This window comes from Pseudomonas wadenswilerensis (genome assembly GCF_024749185.1).
In the GTDB taxonomy this organism is placed as follows: Bacteria; Pseudomonadota; Gammaproteobacteria; order Pseudomonadales; family Pseudomonadaceae; genus Aquipseudomonas; species Aquipseudomonas wadenswilerensis.
Map to the genome: position 1 here is coordinate 3905610 of NZ_CP087191.1, position 16514 is coordinate 3922123.

Consider the following 16514-nt stretch of genomic DNA (forward strand, 5'->3'; position numbering starts at 1 on the left):
TTTACGCGGTGACGCGATTGTCCGGCTGGGCCTGGGCCGAGGTCGGCAAGCCGAAGATCCGGTCGAACAGCCAGTTGTAGATGAAGGTGTAGCACGGGATGAGAATGATAAAGGCCAGGTCGACGACAAAGGCCTCAAGCAGGCTCATGTCCAGCCACCAGGCAATCAGCGGAATCAAGTACACCACCAGGGTCAGCTGAAAGCCGATCGCATGCGCCAGCCGCCGGGCAACACTTCGACCGCGCTTGGCCTGACGGCTTTCCCAGTACTCGAACAGCGTGTTGTAGATGAAGTTCCAGGCCATGGCGATGGTAGTGATCATTACCGCCAGCGGCCCGGTATTGCTCGGCGCGCTGTCGGCCAGGTAGGCCAGGCCCAGGGTCGACATGCACAGGCCGATCAGTTCATAGGCGGTCACATAGACCAGTTTGCGTTTGACACCTTGCACGTTGCTAACCTCGGTTTTGCCGTAAAAACGCCGCCCTTCAGGGCAGCTGAGGCGGGCAAGCATGCGTCAATCTTCTTGACAGCCAAAGTCAGCAGCTATCAGATTGACTGACAGGAGATTGCCATGAACTTTTCCAGCGACAACATTGAACTATTTCTCGCCGTGCTCGACCGCGGCTCGTTTTCCGCCGCCGCCCGGGCTTTGGGCCGAGTGCCTTCGGCAGTGAGCATGGCGATCGGCAACCTCGAAGCGGAGCTGGGCTTCACCCTGTTCGAACGCACCCACCGGGAAACCCGCCCCACCGCCATGGCCCAGGCCCTGGAACCCCACGCACGGATGATCGCCAATCAGCTCGGGCAGTTGCAGGTGCATGCACTGGAGTTGTCCCAGGGGCTGGAAAGCACCCTGAGCATCAGCGTGGTGCCAGACATCGACCACACGCGCCTGCTGGCAGCGATCAGAACCATCAGCGAGCGTCATCCCCTGTTGGATGTCGAGGTGCTGACGACCCCGCAGGAAGATGCCCTGCAACTGCTGCACGACGGCCGCGTCAGCCTGTGCCTGGCCTTTGCCGGGCTGGCGGTGGACGCCCGGCAGCGCTTTCAGAACATCGGCATGGAATCGCTGGTGGCCTGCATCGGCCCACAGCACCCGGCCCTGCAGCAACGCCCACGGCAAATCGTCTACCTTGAAGACCTGGCCAACGTAAGGCAGATCCTGGTAGCCAGCCGCGACCTGCCGCTGAGCGACACCCGCGCCCTGATCGGCAAGGCGCACTGGCGCACCGACAGCCTGGCCATGGCCATCGAGATGGTCGAAGCCGGCCTTGGCTGGGGCGACTTCCCGCTGTCGCGCGTGGCGCCTTTATTGGGCGCGGGACGCTTGGTGCGCCTGGATTTCAGCAACACCCGCAACGAGCTGCAACTGCCGGTGCATGCGTTCTGGCGCCAGCACCAGCCGCTGCAAAAAGCCGCCCAGGAACTGGTGCGTTTACTGGGCGTGCAGTAACGCACCGGGCTGCAACACGCACGCCAGAGCAGGCCGTAGGAAAATCCTGTCAGCCCCTGCGGCAAAACTTCCTATCAATTTTTCAGTTTCGCGGCCGATACCCGTCTGGATAGGTACGAGCACACGCCAAAAGCGCCGCTCGGCACTCCTCTTTACTGGCACAAGGTCTCGGAACATGAACCTGAAATTTCGCCACAAGATCCTGCTGTGCGCCTGCGGCGTCGTGGTTCTGGCATTTGCACTGTTCACGCTTTACAACGATTATCTGCAACGCAGCACCATCCGACAGAACATCGACTCGTCGGTCAAGCAGGCCGGCGCGCTGGCCGCCAGCAGTGTGCAGAACTGGATGAGCGGACGCATCCTGGTCCTGGAAAACCTCGCCCAGGACGTCGCCCACCAGGGCGCCAACGCCGACCTCCCGGGGCTGGTCGACCAGCCTTCGTACACCAGCAACTTCCAGTTCACCTATGTCGGCCAGTCCAACGGCGTGTTCACCCAGCGTCCGGACGCGAAGATGCCCGACGGCTACGACCCGCGCCAGCGTCCGTGGTACACCGCTGCCGTGACCGCCAACCAGACGATGCTGACCCCGCCATACATGGCCGCGGTCGGCGGCCTGGTGGTCACCATTGGCATGCCGGTGAAGAGCAAGGCCAACGGCGAGCTGCTCGGCGTGGTCGGCGGCGACCTGAGCCTGGCAACCCTGGTCGACATCATCAATGCCGTGGACTTCGGCGGTATCGGCCACGCCTTCCTGGTCGACCGTAACGGCCAGGTGATCGTCAGCCCGGACAAAGACCAGGTGATGAAGAACCTCAAGGACATCTACCCGGGCAGCAACCTGCATATCGCCCCGGGCACCCACGAGGTGACCCTGAACAAACAGGACCGGATCATTTCCTTCGCCCCGGTCAGCGGTCTGCCGACGGCTGACTGGTACATCGGCCTGTCGATCGACCGTGACAAGGCCTACGCAGGTCTGAGCCAGTTCCGCACCTCGGCCATCATCGCCATGTTGATCGCCGTGGCTGCCATCGCCGGCCTGCTGAGCCTGCTGATTCCAGTGCTGATGCGTCCGCTGACCACCATGGGCCGTGCCATGCAGGACATCGCCCAGGGCGAAGGCGACCTGACCCGCCGCCTGGTCGTCGAGAACAAGGACGAGTTCGGTGAATTGGCCGGTGCCTTCAACCAGTTCGTCGAGCGGATTCATGCCTCGATTGCCGAAGTGTCCTCGGCCACTCGCCAGGTTCACGACCTGTCCGAGCGTGTGATGAGCGCCTCCAACGCCTCGATCACAGGGTCCGAAGAACAAAGCATGCGCACCAACAGCGTGGCCGCAGCGATCAACGAGCTGGGCGCCGCCACCCAAGAAATCGCCCGCAACGCCGCCGACGCCTCGCAACACGCCAGCGGCGCCAGCGAGCAGGCCAACGACGGTCGTCAGGTGGTGCAGGAAACCATCTCGGCAATGACTTCGCTGTCGCAGAAGATCAGCGAATCCTGCGAGCAGATCGAAACCCTCAACGCCAGCACCGATGACATCGGCCAGATCCTCGACGTGATCAAGGGCATCTCCCAGCAGACCAACCTGCTGGCGCTCAACGCTGCCATCGAAGCGGCCCGTGCCGGTGAAGCCGGGCGTGGTTTCGCCGTGGTTGCCGACGAGGTCCGCAACCTGGCCCACCGCACCCAGGAGTCGGCCGAAGAAATCCACAAGATGATCACCACCCTGCAGGTCGGTTCCCGCGAGGCGGTGCACAACATGAACGCCAGCCAGGTCTCCAGCGAAGAAAGCGTGCTGGTCGCCAACCAGGCCGGCGAGCGCCTGAGCAGCGTGACCCAGCGCATCGGCGAGATCGACGGCATGAACCAGTCGGTGGCTGCCGCGACCGAAGAGCAGACCGCCGTGGTCGAAAGCCTGAACCTGGACATCACCCAGATCAACGTGCTGAACCAGCAAGGCGTGGCCAACCTCAATGACACCCTGCGTCATTGCGATGCCCTGGCCCAGCAGGCCGGGCGCCTGAAGCAACTGGTCGACAGCTTCAAGATCTGACACGCGTAAACAACAAAGGGGCCATTTGCGGCCCCTTTGCTTTACCCCTCCCCGCTACACCGCCAGCACCCGCTTGGCCCGCCCCAGGCGCAACCAGCCGATCAATACCGCCAGCATCAGCACGAAGCCCAGGTAACCGAAGAACGGATAGACCTGGCCGACCAGGCTGATAAAGCCGATCAGGCTGCAGACAAACGCCGCCACTCCCGCCGCCACCGAGCCCAGACGAAAACTGCGGGTGCCCGCCGGCAACAGCCGCGCCAGGAACGAATACAACGTGCCCACTGCGGTGTTGACGATCATGCCGAAGATGATCACGCACATGATCACGCCCAGTGCCGGGGAAATTTCGCTGGCAATCGACAGCATCGGCATCGGCAGATCGGCGACGGTATCCAGGCGTGACAGCAGCCCTGCGCTCATCACCAACATCAGCCCGCCCAAGGCCGCACCGCCAAGAATCCCGCCCCAGATCGCGGTCTTCTCCAGGTGTGCCGAGCCGCCGAGAATCGCCAGGATCGGCGCACCGGCGACGATGTTGTACGACACGTACAGGAACGCACCGAGCAACCAGTGGCTGGTACCCGCCTCCTGCTGGCTGGCCACCTGGTCCAGGGCGGCAAAGCTCAGCTCGCGGGTGAACACCGCGTACAAGGCAATGGCCGTGGCGATGAGGATCAGAAACGGCGTCACCGCACCGATCAGCAGGATCACCTTTTGCACATCCAGGCACACCACCGCCACCACCAGCACGGTGACCAGCATGCTACCGGCCAGCGCCGGAATGGCGAACTGCTGTTCCAGCAAGGCCCCACCGCCAGCAAGCATCACTACGGTGACCGCGAACATGAAGAAGGTGATCAACAGGTCGACTAACAAGCCCAAGTGGCGCCCGCAGATGGCATACACCACATCCTTGTGCGAGGCCGCCTGCAAGCGATTGCCCAGCCCGGCCAGGGCCATGCCGAGGAAAGTGAACAACGCTGCGCTGACCAGCGCCCCGAGCAGGCCCCAGAGGCCGAAGTCGACAAAGAACAGCAACAGCTCCCGCCCCGAGGCGAAACCCGCGCCAACGATCACGCCGATAAAGGCGCCTGCAATTTTCAGCTGCTCTTTCATTTCCAACCCTCTGGTATCGATGGCCCTGCCCGGGCCTTGTTGTTGTTTTTACCCAGTGTTGCCTTGCTGACTCAGTCGTTGCCGATCCAGGCCTGTACCTCGATCTCGACATCCACGCCCAGGGCCAGGCCGGCACTGACGGTGGAGCGCACCGGGTAGCCGTTGGCGAAGAAGCTTTTGTACACCTCGTTGAAACCAGCGAAATGGGCCATGTCGGACAGCCACACAGTGGCCTTGATCACCTGATCGAAACCGACGCCGCATTCGGCCAGGGTTTCGCCGATGCGTTCCAGAGCGGCCCGGGTCTGAACCTGAATGTCGCCACGCACCACTTCGCCGTCGGCGCGCATGGGGATCTGCCCGGAAAGGAACAGAAAGCCGCCGACCTTCACCGCCTTGGAAAACGGATACGGCAGGTGGCTGGGGATACGCTGGATAGTTGAGCTCATGGGAAATCTCCTTCGGGGGTTAACGAAAGCGCGCCGGGGACAAGCGTTGCGGCTCGACCCCTTCGGCGCTCAAGGTTGCTGCAAGCGGCTGCTCAAGCAGCAGCGCGCACGCCAGTTGCGAAGCGCCAGCGGCGGACTGGATACCGTAACCGCCTTGCGCCGCCAGCCAGAAAAACGCCGGATTCTGCGGGTCGCGGCCGATCACCAGGTCGCCATCGGCAACGAACGAACGCAGCCCGGCCCAGGTATGGCTGGGCCGGCGAATCGCCAGGGTGGTGATGGCTTCGATGTTGTAGATGCCGATGGCCACGTCGAGCTCTTCGGGCATCACGTCCTGGGGCTCGACCGGGTCGGCGTTGGCCGGCGAGCCGAGCAACTGCCCGGCATCGGGTTTGAAATAAAAGCTTTCATCGACGCCGATCACCGCTGGCCATCGGCTGAAGGCCTGGTCCTGCGGGCCTTCGAAGGTAAACGCCGAGCGTCGGCACGGCTGCAGGCCGATGGGCTGGATACCACAGACCGCAGCGATGCGATCGGCCCAGGCGCCCGCGGCATTGACCACCTGGCGGGCCTGAATGCCGCTGCCGTCGGCCAGGCTCAGGTGCCAGTGGCCCTCGTGATAGCGGCCCTCCACCACCTCGGCGTTGCACCGCAACTGGCCGCCGGCCTGGCGGTAACCGCGCAGAAAGCCCTGGTGCAGCGCATGCACATCCAGGTCCATGGCACCGGGCTCCAGCACTGCTCCGGCCAATACCTCGGCACGCAGGCTCGGCACCAGCGCCAGCGCCCCATCGCGGTCGAGCAAGGTGACCTCGGTGCCGTTGGCCAGGCTTTGGGCATAGGTGCTGTCGAGCAGCGCCTGTTGCTCCAGCGTCGCCACATACAGACAGCCCCGCGGCTCCAGCAGCGCATGCTCGCAGAAGCCTGGCGGCGGCGACTCATAGAAGGCCCGGCTGGCGCGAGTCAGCGCCTGGATCTGCGGTGTGCCGTAAGCCTCCATGAACATCGCGGCCGAGCGCCCTGTGGAGTGGTAACCGGCCTGGGCTTCGCGCTCGAGCATCAGCACCCGTTGTCCGTCAGCCAGGCGATAGCCCAATGAAGCGCCGGCAATACCGGCGCCGATGATCACGATATCGAAGGTCTCTGTCATAGCCGTGCAATCGCCTGCGCAGTGAAATTATCATTTGTGAGAATTCTAATATATGAGAATTTCGGATTATGCAAGCCGCCACGGTAAGATGCGGGTCCGTTTTGTCTGACCGAGATGCTTGATGAGTGCCGACCGCTCCCCTGCCGACGACCGCCCTGGTGCGCTGCCACTGATTGACCGCGCCGAAGTCGGAGCGCGCCTGCGTAGCGTACGCAAGGCCCAGCAACTGACGCTCAAGCAACTGTCAGCGCTGTCCGGGGTACCGGTGTCGACCCTGTCGAAAATGGAACTGGCCCAGGTCTCGGTGAGCTACGAGAAACTGGCGGCGGCGGCGCGGGCGCTGAAGGTTGATATTGCCCAGCTGTTTCGCGCTTCAGGCGTGAGCGATATGCCGGTGCCGACCACGGTGGTGGTCAACTCCCTGCCCACAGCGCCCGGCTACAGCACTGGGACCTACGACTACCACCCGATCGCCGGGGAATTTCCCGAGCGGCTGATGACGCCAATGTATGCGCGGATCATCGCCCGCGAGCGGCAACAGTTCGATGAATTCATCCGCCACCCGGGGCAGGAATTTGCCCTGGTGCTCAGCGGGCGCGTGCGCATTGTGTTCGAGACGGGTGAAGCCGTGAGCATTGGCCCGCAGGAGACGGCGTACTTCAACAGCAATGTCGGGCATATTTATCTGTCGGAGACGGAAGATGGCGGGGATGCGCATGTGATGGTGGTGATGACGGATCGGTGATGCGCTGCCTGTGATATCGCATCGCGGGTCAAGCCCGCTCCCACAAGAGCAGCGTAGCGCCCTGGTGGGGCAAGCATTTTTGCTGGAGCTGTCCCCTGGCAAACGGATAGTCTTCTCCCTCCCGACACCTCACACAGTTATAACCTAATAACGAACTAGTCTATTTAGCTATAAAAAAACCTTTATGCTGGCTGCCATCCGATCACGGGCACGTTGGGCGTTTAGGTTACTTATGGATGTAGGTTCTTTCGGTTTTACCCTTGCAGGCCTGGTAGTAGGATTCATCGTCGGCATGACCGGCGTCGGCGGCGGCTCCCTGATGACCCCGATCCTGCTGTGGTTCGGCATCAACCCCGCCACCGCCGTAGGCACCGACCTGCTCTACGCCGCCATCACCAAAGCCAGCGGCGTCTGGGTCCACGGCAAGAACAAGAATATCGACTGGAAAATCACCGGCTGGCTGACCCTCGGCAGCGTCCCGGCCGCAGCCCTGACCCTGTGGTTCCTCGCCAGCCTGGACGCCGACACCCAGGCCGCCAACGCCATCATCAAGCAAGGCCTGGCCGTCGTTCTGGTCCTCACTGCCCTGGCCATCCTGTTCAAAAGCAAACTCCAGGCATTCGCCAGCAAACATGCCGGCGACCGCTATCACCTGAGCGGCACCAGCCTCAACCTGCTGACCGTAGCCACCGGTGTGGTGCTCGGCGTCATGGTCTCGCTGACCTCCATCGGCGCTGGCGCCCTGGGGACCGTGGCGCTGTTCCTGCTCTACCCCTACCTGGTTACCCGCCGCCTGGTCGGCACCGAAATCGCCCACGCCGTGCCACTGACCCTGGTCGCAGGCCTGGGCCATGCGAGCATGGGCAACATGGACTGGTCGCTGCTCGGCTACCTGCTGCTGGGCTCGCTGCCGGGCATCTACATGGGCAGCCACCTGACCGGACGGATTTCCGACAGCATCCTGCGCCCTTGCCTGGCGGGCATGCTGCTGATGATCGGCTACAAGCTGGCGTTCTGAGTGTGTCGCTTGATCTACGAGTGCTACGCACTTAATCGCTGGCAAGGCCAGCGCCCACAGGGGTAGCAGGCGACATCACCCCCTGTGGGAGCCGGCCTTGCCGGCGATGGGCTACGCCGTAGCCCCAAGGTTCAATCCTGCGTGCGCCACAGCACCGGCCACTTGTCCGGCCAGCTGGCGCTGCAACTGCCCATCCGCGCCAGCGAGCGCAGTTGCATGCGCTCACCATCGAAACGCCAGCTCTGGTCGACACCACAATCGCCTATGCCTCGGGCCAGGATGAAACTGCTGAGCACGCCGGTGTCCGGGTCATAACCCACCGAACCACCGAAATCGCCCCACTGCTCCTGCCCGGCAATATTCTCGAACTGCAACGCCTTCGCCTGCTCGGGGTGAGCCCGCGAAGTGGTGTACAGCACATATTCGCAGTTGTAGGCGCCGCAGCCGAAACGAAAGCTGACCAGCGCAGTATCCCGGCTCAAGGCATAAGCCTGGGCGCTGTCCGGTGTCCAGTCCGCGTCAGGATCGCGCCAGTCGCCTGCGGTGGCCGCCATGACCACCTCGGTAATACGCCTGGCCTCTGCTTCGCCCATCGGTTCGGGGCGTACAAATGGCGCCAGCTTCGGCAGCGCCGGCGCCGGCGGCACGGCGCTGTCCGACGCCACACCTGGGCGGACGAAGGCACTGCGATGCCCCACCCGCCCCTGCACCGAATCGATCAGCAACAACGAAGCACTCAGACCGTTGAGAGAACTGCCGAGCTGGCCATCATTGCTCTGCGAGGTCAGCTGCGAACCATTGCGCAAGGCCTTGAGCAGGGTCATGGCCTGCTCGCCACTGGCGTGCCAGTAAACCACGCCGTTGGCCTGTGCCTCGTTCAACGGTAGCGCCAGCGGCTTGCCATCGAGCTGTAACGGCCCCTCCAGCGAGCTCCTGCTGTAAATCGTCACCTGCAGTTGGCCATCGCTGCCAGCCCCTCGCACCACCTGGACTCCAAGCGGCATGTCGGCCCTGGTATCGGCCGCCAGCGCCGTGCACTCGCGGGTGTTGTCACAGCCCACCACCCAGTCCTTGAGGGGCTGGTACAGCGGTACCGGTTCTGCGGGCGCGGCCTGGGTAGCGCCAGGCAAGGCCAGCAGGGAGAGAAAGGCGGCATGCAGCGGTGCGGTCATGATGAATTCCGTTTCAGGTGAGCGGCGCATTCTACCGCTGGGCATCCTGATCGGGGAGCTGCTGGCCGGTTAGCACATCGGGCTTGCCATATATATGCGGATATCCGTATATTCGATTTTCCACATATTACCCTCGGGTCGATTCGATGCTTACCCCTGCCGCCCTGTTCAAATGCCTGGCCGATGAAACCCGCGCCCGCGCCACGCTGCTGATCGTTCGCGAAGGCGAGCTGTGCGTGTGCGAGCTGATGTGCGCGCTCGACGACAGCCAGCCGAAAATCTCCCGGCATTTGGCCCAACTGCGCACCTGCGGCCTGTTGCTCGACCGCCGTCAGGGCCAGTGGGTGTATTACCGGCTCAACCCGCAACTGCCGACCTGGGTGAGGGAAGTGCTGCAACTGACCCTTGAGACCAATGGCCAGTGGCTCGACGCCGACAGCACCCGTCTCGACGGCATGGGTGATCGCCCTGCCCGTGCAAGCTGCTGCTAAGGAGTTGTCCCATGCGAGTCCTGTTCATGTGCACTGCCAATAGCTGTCGCAGCATCCTGTCCGAGGCGCTGTTCAATCACCTGGCTCCGGCCGGTTTCGAAGCGGTCAGCGCCGGTAGTTTTCCCAAGGGCCAGGTGCATCCTCGCAGCCTGTCGACCCTGCAACGCGCGGGTATCGACATCCGCGGCCTGACCAGCAAAGGCAACGACGCCTTCGCCAACAACCCGCCGGACATTGTCATCACCGTTTGCGACAACGCCGCTGGCGAAGCCTGTCCGCTGTACTTCGGCCCGGCACTGAAAACCCACTGGGGCCTGGCAGACCCTTCCGAAGTCCATGGCAGCGAAGCCCAGCTCGATGCCGCCTTCGACGCCTCCCTGGCGCACATAGAGCTGCGCTGCAAAACCTTCCTCTCCCTGCCCTTCGAGCGCCTGAGCCGCGACCAGCTCCAGGCTGAAATCGACCGCATCGGCACTTTGTAAACGGAGCCCCAATGAGCGACCACCTACCCAATCTCGATCTCGACCTGATCCCGGCCAACGCCGCACATGACGGACACAAACCACGCATCCTGCTGCTCTATGGCTCAACCCGCGAACGCTCGTTCAGCCGCCTGCTGACCGAGGAAGCCGCACGCCTGCTCGAACACTTCGGCGCCGAAACGCGGATCTTCAACCCCAGCGGCCTGCCCCTGCCTGACGACGCGCCCGACAACCATCCCAAGGTCGTCGAACTGCGCGAACTCATGCAATGGTCCGAAGGCCAGGTGTGGTGCTCGCCGGAGCGTCACGGCGCCATGTCGGCGGTGTTCAAGGCGCAGATCGACTGGGTGCCATTGGCCATGGGTGCAGTGCGCCCGACCCAGGGCAAGACCCTGGCGGTGATGCAGGTGTGTGGCGGCTCGCAGTCGTTCAACGTGGTCAATCAGCTGCGTGTACTGGGGCGCTGGATGCGCATGTTCACCATCCCCAACCAGTCCTCGGTACCCAAGGCCTGGCTGGAGTTTGACGGTAACGACCGGATGAAACCTTCGGCCTACTACGACCGCGTGGTCGACGTGATGGAAGAGCTGGTCAAGTTCACCCTGCTGCTGCGCGGGCGTAGCGATTACCTGGTGGACCGCTACTCCGAGCGCAAGGAATCGGCAGAGGCGTTGTCACAGCGGGTTGGCCAGCGTTCGATCTGAACGGCGGCCTGCAGGAAGGTGTCGGGAAGTCCTTTTCCAGGTGAGTTCATTGCCGTTGTGCAGGGGATGATCGAGTCAAGACAAGCCTTGCCACAGCTATCTGACCAGCCGACACCCGGCCCGCTCACGCCCCATGACAAACTGCAGCAACCTGTCCATCGGCAACGGTCGGCAGAACCAGAAACCCTGACCGAAACTGCACCCCTGTGCCTTGAGGTAATCCAGCTGCTCGCGGGTCTCCACGCCCTCGGCCACCACCTGGATCCTCAAGCTCTCGGCCAGCATCAGGTAGCCTTTGACGATGGCCTGGTCAATCGGGTTGCCCTGGACCTCGCTGATGAACACCCGGTCGATCTTGAGCTTCTCGAACGGCAAGGCGCGCAAGGTACTGGGCGATGAATAGCCAGTACCGAAATCATCGATCGACACCCGCACGCCCATACCTTGCAACAGCAAAACGTTCTGCCGGGCCTGCTCGATATCCTTGAGCGCGGCCGTTTCGGTCACCTCGATTTCCAGGCGGTTGGCCGGCAGGCCGCTGCGCTCGAGGATGGCCGTAAGCTTGGCGACAAAATCGCACTGCATGAACGAATAGCCACTCATGTTCACCGCCACCGGTACGTCCAGCAGGCCGGCCTCGATCAGCGCACGGTTGTCCGCACATGCCCGTGTAACCACCCAGGCGTTGAGCGCTGACATCAGGCCGTTCTGCTCGGCCAGGGGGATGAACACCTCGGGCGACACCGGGCCATTGGCCCCGTCGTTCCAGCGCAGCAAGGCCTCAAGCCCGGTGATCCGTTGCGGGTCGGCCAGCCCGAACTGCGGCTGGTAATGCAGCTCCAGCTGCTGAGTTTCGATAGCCTGGCGCAAGCGCTCCAGACGCTGCTGTTCGCGGTGCTGGGTGATGCGCATGGCCGGGTTGAAACAGGCGATGCGACTACCGCCGGCCTTCTTCGCCTGATACATGGCAAAGTCGGCATCGATGATCAGTTGATCGGGCGCCGGCATTACGCCCTCGGGGCAATTGGCGCAGGTGCTGACCCCGAGGCTCGCGCGCACGGTCAGGGCCATGCCGTCGATCCGCAGCGGTGCCTGCAGGCAGTCGAACAGGCGCGTGGCCAGGCTCATGCCGCCCTGCTCGGCAAATGGCTGGCGCACGACCACGACAAACTCGTCACCGCCGACCCTGGCCAGCAGGCCCATGCCGGCCAGGCACTGGCGAAAGCGCTCGGCGACGCCGACCAGCACACGGTCACCGACGTAATGGCCATGGTTGTCGTTGATGTTCTTCAATCCATCGAGGTCGATGAACACCAGCACCAGTTGCTGCACATGGGCTACCGCCAGGGCGATCTCCTGTTGCAGGCGCTCATGCAGGGCGCTGCGGTTCATGCAATGGGTCAGGGTGTCGTGGCTGGCCAGGTGGTTGATGCGCCGATGCATCTGCAACTGCTCACTGATGTCATAGCAGACCCCGATCAGCAACTGCCGGCCGCCTAGCAACAGCTCGCCGACACTGACGTGCAGGTCAAACAACGAACCGTCCTTGCGCTTGCCGAGCAGCTCGCGCACCAGGCCATTGAGCTTGCGCCCGGCGCCGGCGCGGTAGGACGCCAGGCACTGATCATGACGCTCGGCGTAGGCCCTGGGCATCAGCCGGGCAATATTCGCGCCGGCAAGTTCGGCAAAACTGTAGCCGAACAATTTCTGCGCGGCCGCGTTGATTGCCTGCACCCGCCCCCACTCATCAGTGATGACAATAGCGTCGGCGGCGGCTTCGAAAATCGCATAGGGAATGCTGGTCAGCTCGCGCTCGGCGTTGGCCGCGAGCTTGTCGAAATCTTCTCGGGTCATGATCGCGGCCTAGCGGTTGAACCGGTCCACCAGCGCATACATCTCATGCGCCGTGTGCTCAAGCTCACGGCCGATGGTCGCGGAGCTGGCGGCGATATCGACGTTCTGCTCCGAGACCTGGGCGATGGTGGTGATCTGCCGGCTGATGTCTTCGGCGACATGGGCCTGCTGCTCGGAGGCGGCGGCCATCTGCTCGGTCATCTGGTGGATATGCTCGACCGCCACGCCGATGCCTTCCAGAGCGTTCTGGGTGGCGATCACCTGATCGACACCGGCATGGGCCTCGTCACTGCCCTGGCGGGCGATATCCACCGCCTGGTTGGCAGCGCTGTGCAGCGACTGGATGATGGTCTGGATGGTTTCGGTCGACTCCTGGGTCTTGAACGCCAGCGCCCGTACCTCATCGGCGACCACGGCAAACCCACGGCCCTGCTCGCCGGCCCGCGCCGCTTCGATGGCGGCGTTGAGGGCCAGCAGGTTGGTCTGGTCGGCGATCTGGCGAATCATGTTCGAGGCGATCTGGATCGACTGGGTTTCGTCGGCGAAGTTCTCCACCGACTGGCTGATCTGGTTCACCGTGTCCTGCAGTTTCTCGATTACCAGACGGGTCTTGCCAGCCTCTTCAGAGCCTACGCGAGTCAGCTGGTTGACGTCGTCGGCTTCGCGGGCAGTGTCGTGGATGTGGGTCGACACCTCGGAGATCGATGCGGCCATCTGGGTCATGGCAGTGGCTGCCATGTCGGTTTCATCGCGCTGGCGTTGCAGCGACGACTCGGAGGCCTGGGCCAGCTTGCCGCTTTCGCCGGCCATGCTTTCAGTCTTCTGCGCATAGTCGCCTGAGCGGCTCAAGGCCGTGCGCACCTTGGCCTGTTCGCTGATCAGCGCCATCATCAACTGCGCTACAGCGCCCTGCTCGTCGGTGTAGGTGCGGGCAATCAGCTCGCTGTCGAAACTGTCGCCGGTGGCGCGCCTGGCCAGGGCGAACTTGTGCTGCAGATTCCAGTGGGCGGCCACCTGCATGCCGACAAAGCCACAGGCCAGCACACCAAGGGCAGCCCAGGTGTCCAGGTAGATCACCGCGGCAAGGCCCGGCACACCCAGCGCCACGGGCGCCAGTGCCTGTTCCTTCAACACCTGTGCCAGGCCTTTCAGGTTCCAGTTTTTTTTGCCCGTACGCATACGCTCATAGAGCGCGGCGGCGCGCTCGATATCGGCACGCTGCGGCTTGACCCGCACCGACTCGTAGCCCACCACCACGGCCCCTTCGAGGATCGGCGTGACATAGGCGCTGACCCAATAGTGATCGCCATTGCGGCAACGGTTCTTGACGATGCCCATCCAGCTCTTGCCGTCCTTGAGGTACGACCACATGTGGGCAAACACCGCCTCCGGCATGTCCGGGTGACGGACGATATTGTGCGGGCTGCCCAGCAGTTCGTCACGGCTGAAGCCACTGATGGCCACCAGCTCATCATTGCAGTAGGTCAGGTTGCCGTGCAGGTCGGTGGCAGAAATCAGCCGCTGTTCGTTCTGGAAGATGACTTCCTGCTGGGTGACCGGCAGATTGCTTCTCATGCGCTGGGTATCCGTTATTGCGGGATCAATCGGTACCCGCATTGTAGGTGTGGCCATTAGCCATACCTCATGAATAGAGCGGCTTCAGCTATAGCGATATGGAATAGCGGGTTAATTTTGCGCATTGGGCCGATTGGCCAGGGTCAGGCATTCGCGGAACAGCCGGCTGGCCGGGTCGAGGTTGCGATTGGCCGAGTAGAAGCAACCGATACGGCCGAAGCTCAATGGCTTGCCGAGGTCGAACGCCTTGAGCTTGCCGCCATGAGCCAACTGCTGGGTGGTTTGCAGGGGGAAGAAGCCGACGGTCTGTTGGTCCTGCATCAGTTCGTAGTTGGTCAGGGCCGCAATCGATTCGATGACATTGGCCGGTGGACCCAGGTCCAGCTCCTCGAACAGACGGTCGACGGTGCGCCGCAGCAGGCCGCTGCGCGGCGGCAGAATCCACGGGAACGGATGCAGCTCGGCCAGGCTCACCGGTCGACCGCTGGCGTGCAGCGGGTGTTCGGCGCCGGCTACGATGCACAACCCTTCCTCGCACAGCACATCGACCTTCAGCCGCGGCTCGTACTCATGCCAGCGCCAATCGTCCGGGATGCGCCCGACGACAATATCCAGCTCACCGGCCAGCAGGCTTGAGAACAGCTGGTCCATGTGCCCGACCCGCACCGTCACCAGCACCCCCGGCGCACTCTCCTTGAGCAAGCGCAGGGTATGCGGCAACAGCAAGGCCGATGACGAGGTCAGCGAACCGACCATCACCTGGCCGGTGGTGCCGCTGTGGTAGGCGTTGACCTCATCGGTGAGGCTGCGCAGTTCGGTGAGCATGGCATGGGCCCGGCGCACCACCACCCCGCCCAACTCGGTGGCGCGCACCCCGCGGTTGCCGCGCACCAGCAAGGCGGCGCCGAGGAAGGCTTCCATTTCGTGAATGATCTTGGTCACCGCCGGCTGGGTCAGGTTCAACGCCTGGGCCGCGCCCACCAGCGAGCCGCTGCGCAGCACCTGGTCGAAGACCACCAATTGATAGAGTTTGAGTTTGCGGGCAACAGAGACAACGGTCGACTTCATGGGTAACACCGGATGATGATCGAGTGCACTGCGTAACAGCACTCAACCTAACGGGCGATTCCTTATTGTTTTATAAACTTTCACACCAAAACTTCGCAGCGTGGCGGGGAGAGTTATTCATTCCTTTAAATTCAATATAGAGGGCGCAGGCGAGCGAAAAACTGATGTAGATCATCAATTTAGGTGAGAAAAATAGGTAAGGAGAAAGTGTGCGGCGGGAGTTATTTTCCGAGCATAACATACTTTCAGACATCAGCAAGGCAGCGACGGCTTTGTTATTCCAACCAGCGTATAAGCAGGGCACTGAAAGTAGAAATAAAAATAATGAACTCAACTATAACAACTTGGAATATCTGCAGAACTTAATACTTCTACTTTCCGCCAGGCATGAAAAACCCCGCTTGGGGCGGGGTTTGGTCTGGCGTTGACGGTCAGAAGGATTCGACCGGCTTCTGCGCCGCCGCTTCGGCTTTTTCCATCTCCAGGTTGGGGAAGGAGAAGCGGATGTACAGCGCCGAGTCAGCCCCCTCACCGGTCAGCATCAGCTCGGCGCAGCGGATGTTATCTGCAGAGCCATTTAGCAAGGTTGGGACACTGGTGTATTTCTTCGAGGTATCGGCCCCTTCAAGGAAGGTATAGGTGAAATCCCCCGCCGCAACGCCCACTTCTTCATAGCGGGTGTACCGGGTCAAGTAGTCGTCGCGATTGCGCGCACTGCTCGCCAGCTCGATCAAGTCCAATTGCGTGTTGGCGTCCGACATCGAACTCAACATGAACGTCTTGTTCAGTGCTGTCATGGCGTTGGTGTAGATCTCCTGATCAAAGTCACTGATCAGCGAAACCGTGTTCAGTTTGCCGCCTGCAAACACCAGGGCCAGGGTAAATTTGTGGCCGATAAAGTCCACATCATCCTTGCACATGGCGGGAGCGAGAAGATCTTCCGAGCAGTCGTAATAGCCCTTGGCTTCGGTATAGGCTGACCGTGGCGAGTCAAAGGCAAAATCCTTGAACAGCTTTTCTTCGGCCATTGCCGACGAGCTGGCTCCGAGGGTCATGGCCAACGCCAATCCGAGAGAACCCATTTGTTTCGACATCAGACATTCCCTTGCAGGTGAGCAAAATCTTCGTTAATGGCTCAATGCTATCGCATCCTGAGCACTGATGTCCCA

Annotated in this window: 15 protein-coding genes and 3 pseudogenes; 8 read left to right on the forward strand and 10 right to left on the reverse strand. The window is 62.3% G+C overall.

The features are described from left to right. Window position 1: 1 nt before the first annotated feature. Entirely contained in the window at window positions 2-448 is a 447-nt protein-coding gene (locus LOY45_RS17865; protein ID WP_115086150.1) for a PACE efflux transporter, read from the reverse strand. Between the two features lie 123 nt (window positions 449-571). On the opposite strand from LOY45_RS17865, the gene LOY45_RS17870 reads away from it, so the two are divergent. The 3 genes and pseudogenes from LOY45_RS17870 (at window position 572) to LOY45_RS27040 (ending at window position 3518) form a co-directional block, all read left to right on the forward strand. Further along, complete coding sequence (locus LOY45_RS17870) at window positions 572-1456, forward strand: LysR family transcriptional regulator (protein ID WP_134061939.1); 885 nt, start codon at window positions 572-574, stop codon at window positions 1454-1456. Between the two features lie 175 nt (window positions 1457-1631). Then, window positions 1632-2615 (forward strand): annotated as a pseudogene (locus tag LOY45_RS27035) (cache domain-containing protein); the annotation flags it as partial. A gap of 162 nt (window positions 2616-2777) precedes the next feature. After that, window positions 2778-3518 (forward strand): methyl-accepting chemotaxis protein, encoded by a 741-nt coding sequence (locus tag LOY45_RS27040; RefSeq protein WP_412034235.1) that lies wholly within the window; start codon window positions 2778-2780, stop codon window positions 3516-3518. A gap of 54 nt (window positions 3519-3572) precedes the next feature. On the opposite strand, the gene LOY45_RS17880 is transcribed toward LOY45_RS27040, so the two are convergent. The 3 genes from LOY45_RS17880 to LOY45_RS17890 all read right to left on the reverse strand — a co-directional run bounded on the left by LOY45_RS17880 (window position 3573) and on the right by LOY45_RS17890 (window position 6236). Then, window positions 3573-4637, reverse strand: a complete 1065-nt coding sequence (locus LOY45_RS17880) for a YkvI family membrane protein (protein WP_258578116.1) — start codon at window positions 4635-4637, stop codon at window positions 3573-3575. A 71-nt stretch (window positions 4638-4708) separates the two neighbouring features. Beyond that, window positions 4709-5086 (reverse strand): RidA family protein, encoded by a 378-nt coding sequence (locus LOY45_RS17885; protein ID WP_010227046.1) that lies wholly within the window; start codon window positions 5084-5086, stop codon window positions 4709-4711. Window positions 5087-5105: 19 nt separating this feature from the next. Further along, entirely contained in the window at window positions 5106-6236 is a 1131-nt protein-coding gene (locus tag LOY45_RS17890) for an NAD(P)/FAD-dependent oxidoreductase (protein ID WP_134061933.1), read from the reverse strand. A 121-nt stretch (window positions 6237-6357) separates the two neighbouring features. On the opposite strand from LOY45_RS17890, the gene LOY45_RS17895 reads away from it, so the two are divergent. Next, window positions 6358-6981, forward strand: coding sequence for a helix-turn-helix domain-containing protein (locus LOY45_RS17895; RefSeq protein WP_010227048.1), 624 nt, complete (start codon window positions 6358-6360; stop codon window positions 6979-6981). A gap of 232 nt (window positions 6982-7213) precedes the next feature. Next, window positions 7214-7999, forward strand: a complete 786-nt coding sequence (locus tag LOY45_RS17900; protein WP_115086145.1) for a sulfite exporter TauE/SafE family protein — start codon at window positions 7214-7216, stop codon at window positions 7997-7999. Window positions 8000-8130: 131 nt separating this feature from the next. On the opposite strand, the gene LOY45_RS17905 is transcribed toward LOY45_RS17900, so the two are convergent. Continuing rightward, the gene (locus tag LOY45_RS17905; protein ID WP_258578118.1) at window positions 8131-9171 is read right to left on the reverse strand and encodes a DUF1176 domain-containing protein; all 1041 of its coding nucleotides are present in this window, start codon (window positions 9169-9171) and stop codon (window positions 8131-8133) included. A gap of 146 nt (window positions 9172-9317) precedes the next feature. Between LOY45_RS17905 and LOY45_RS17910 the strand changes: the two genes are divergently transcribed. Genes LOY45_RS17910 through arsH form a run of 3 tightly spaced genes read left to right on the forward strand, consistent with a single transcriptional unit; the run spans window position 9318 to window position 10848 of the window. After that, window positions 9318-9662, forward strand: a complete 345-nt coding sequence (locus LOY45_RS17910) for a metalloregulator ArsR/SmtB family transcription factor (protein ID WP_258578119.1) — start codon at window positions 9318-9320, stop codon at window positions 9660-9662. 11 nt (window positions 9663-9673) lie between these two features. After that, window positions 9674-10144 carry an arsenate reductase ArsC gene (locus LOY45_RS17915; protein WP_115086142.1) on the forward strand — a complete coding sequence of 157 codons (471 nt, stop codon included), beginning with the start codon at window positions 9674-9676 and terminating at the stop codon, window positions 10142-10144. An 11-nt stretch (window positions 10145-10155) separates the two neighbouring features. Continuing rightward, window positions 10156-10848: an arsenical resistance protein ArsH gene (gene arsH / locus LOY45_RS17920; RefSeq protein ID WP_100782374.1), complete on the forward strand. Its 693-nt coding sequence runs from the start codon at window positions 10156-10158 to the stop codon at window positions 10846-10848. Window positions 10849-10944: 96 nt separating this feature from the next. On the opposite strand, the gene LOY45_RS17925 is transcribed toward arsH, so the two are convergent. The 5 genes and pseudogenes from LOY45_RS17925 to LOY45_RS17940 form a co-directional block, all read right to left on the reverse strand. Continuing rightward, window positions 10945-12702: a putative bifunctional diguanylate cyclase/phosphodiesterase gene (locus LOY45_RS17925; RefSeq protein WP_233674013.1), complete on the reverse strand. Its 1758-nt coding sequence runs from the start codon at window positions 12700-12702 to the stop codon at window positions 10945-10947. A 9-nt stretch (window positions 12703-12711) separates the two neighbouring features. Then, a pseudogene (locus tag LOY45_RS27045) lies at window positions 12712-13659 on the reverse strand (methyl-accepting chemotaxis protein); the annotation flags it as partial. Between the two features lie 360 nt (window positions 13660-14019). Next, window positions 14020-14334 (reverse strand): annotated as a pseudogene (locus LOY45_RS27050) (PAS domain S-box protein); the annotation flags it as partial. 54 nt (window positions 14335-14388) lie between these two features. Then, window positions 14389-15345 (reverse strand): LysR family transcriptional regulator, encoded by a 957-nt coding sequence (locus LOY45_RS17935; protein WP_115086139.1) that lies wholly within the window; start codon window positions 15343-15345, stop codon window positions 14389-14391. 431 nt (window positions 15346-15776) lie between these two features. Beyond that, on the reverse strand, window positions 15777-16439 hold the full coding sequence (locus LOY45_RS17940) for a hypothetical protein (RefSeq protein ID WP_148708524.1): 663 nt from the start codon (window positions 16437-16439) through the stop codon (window positions 15777-15779). Between the last annotated feature and the right edge of the window lie 75 nt (window positions 16440-16514).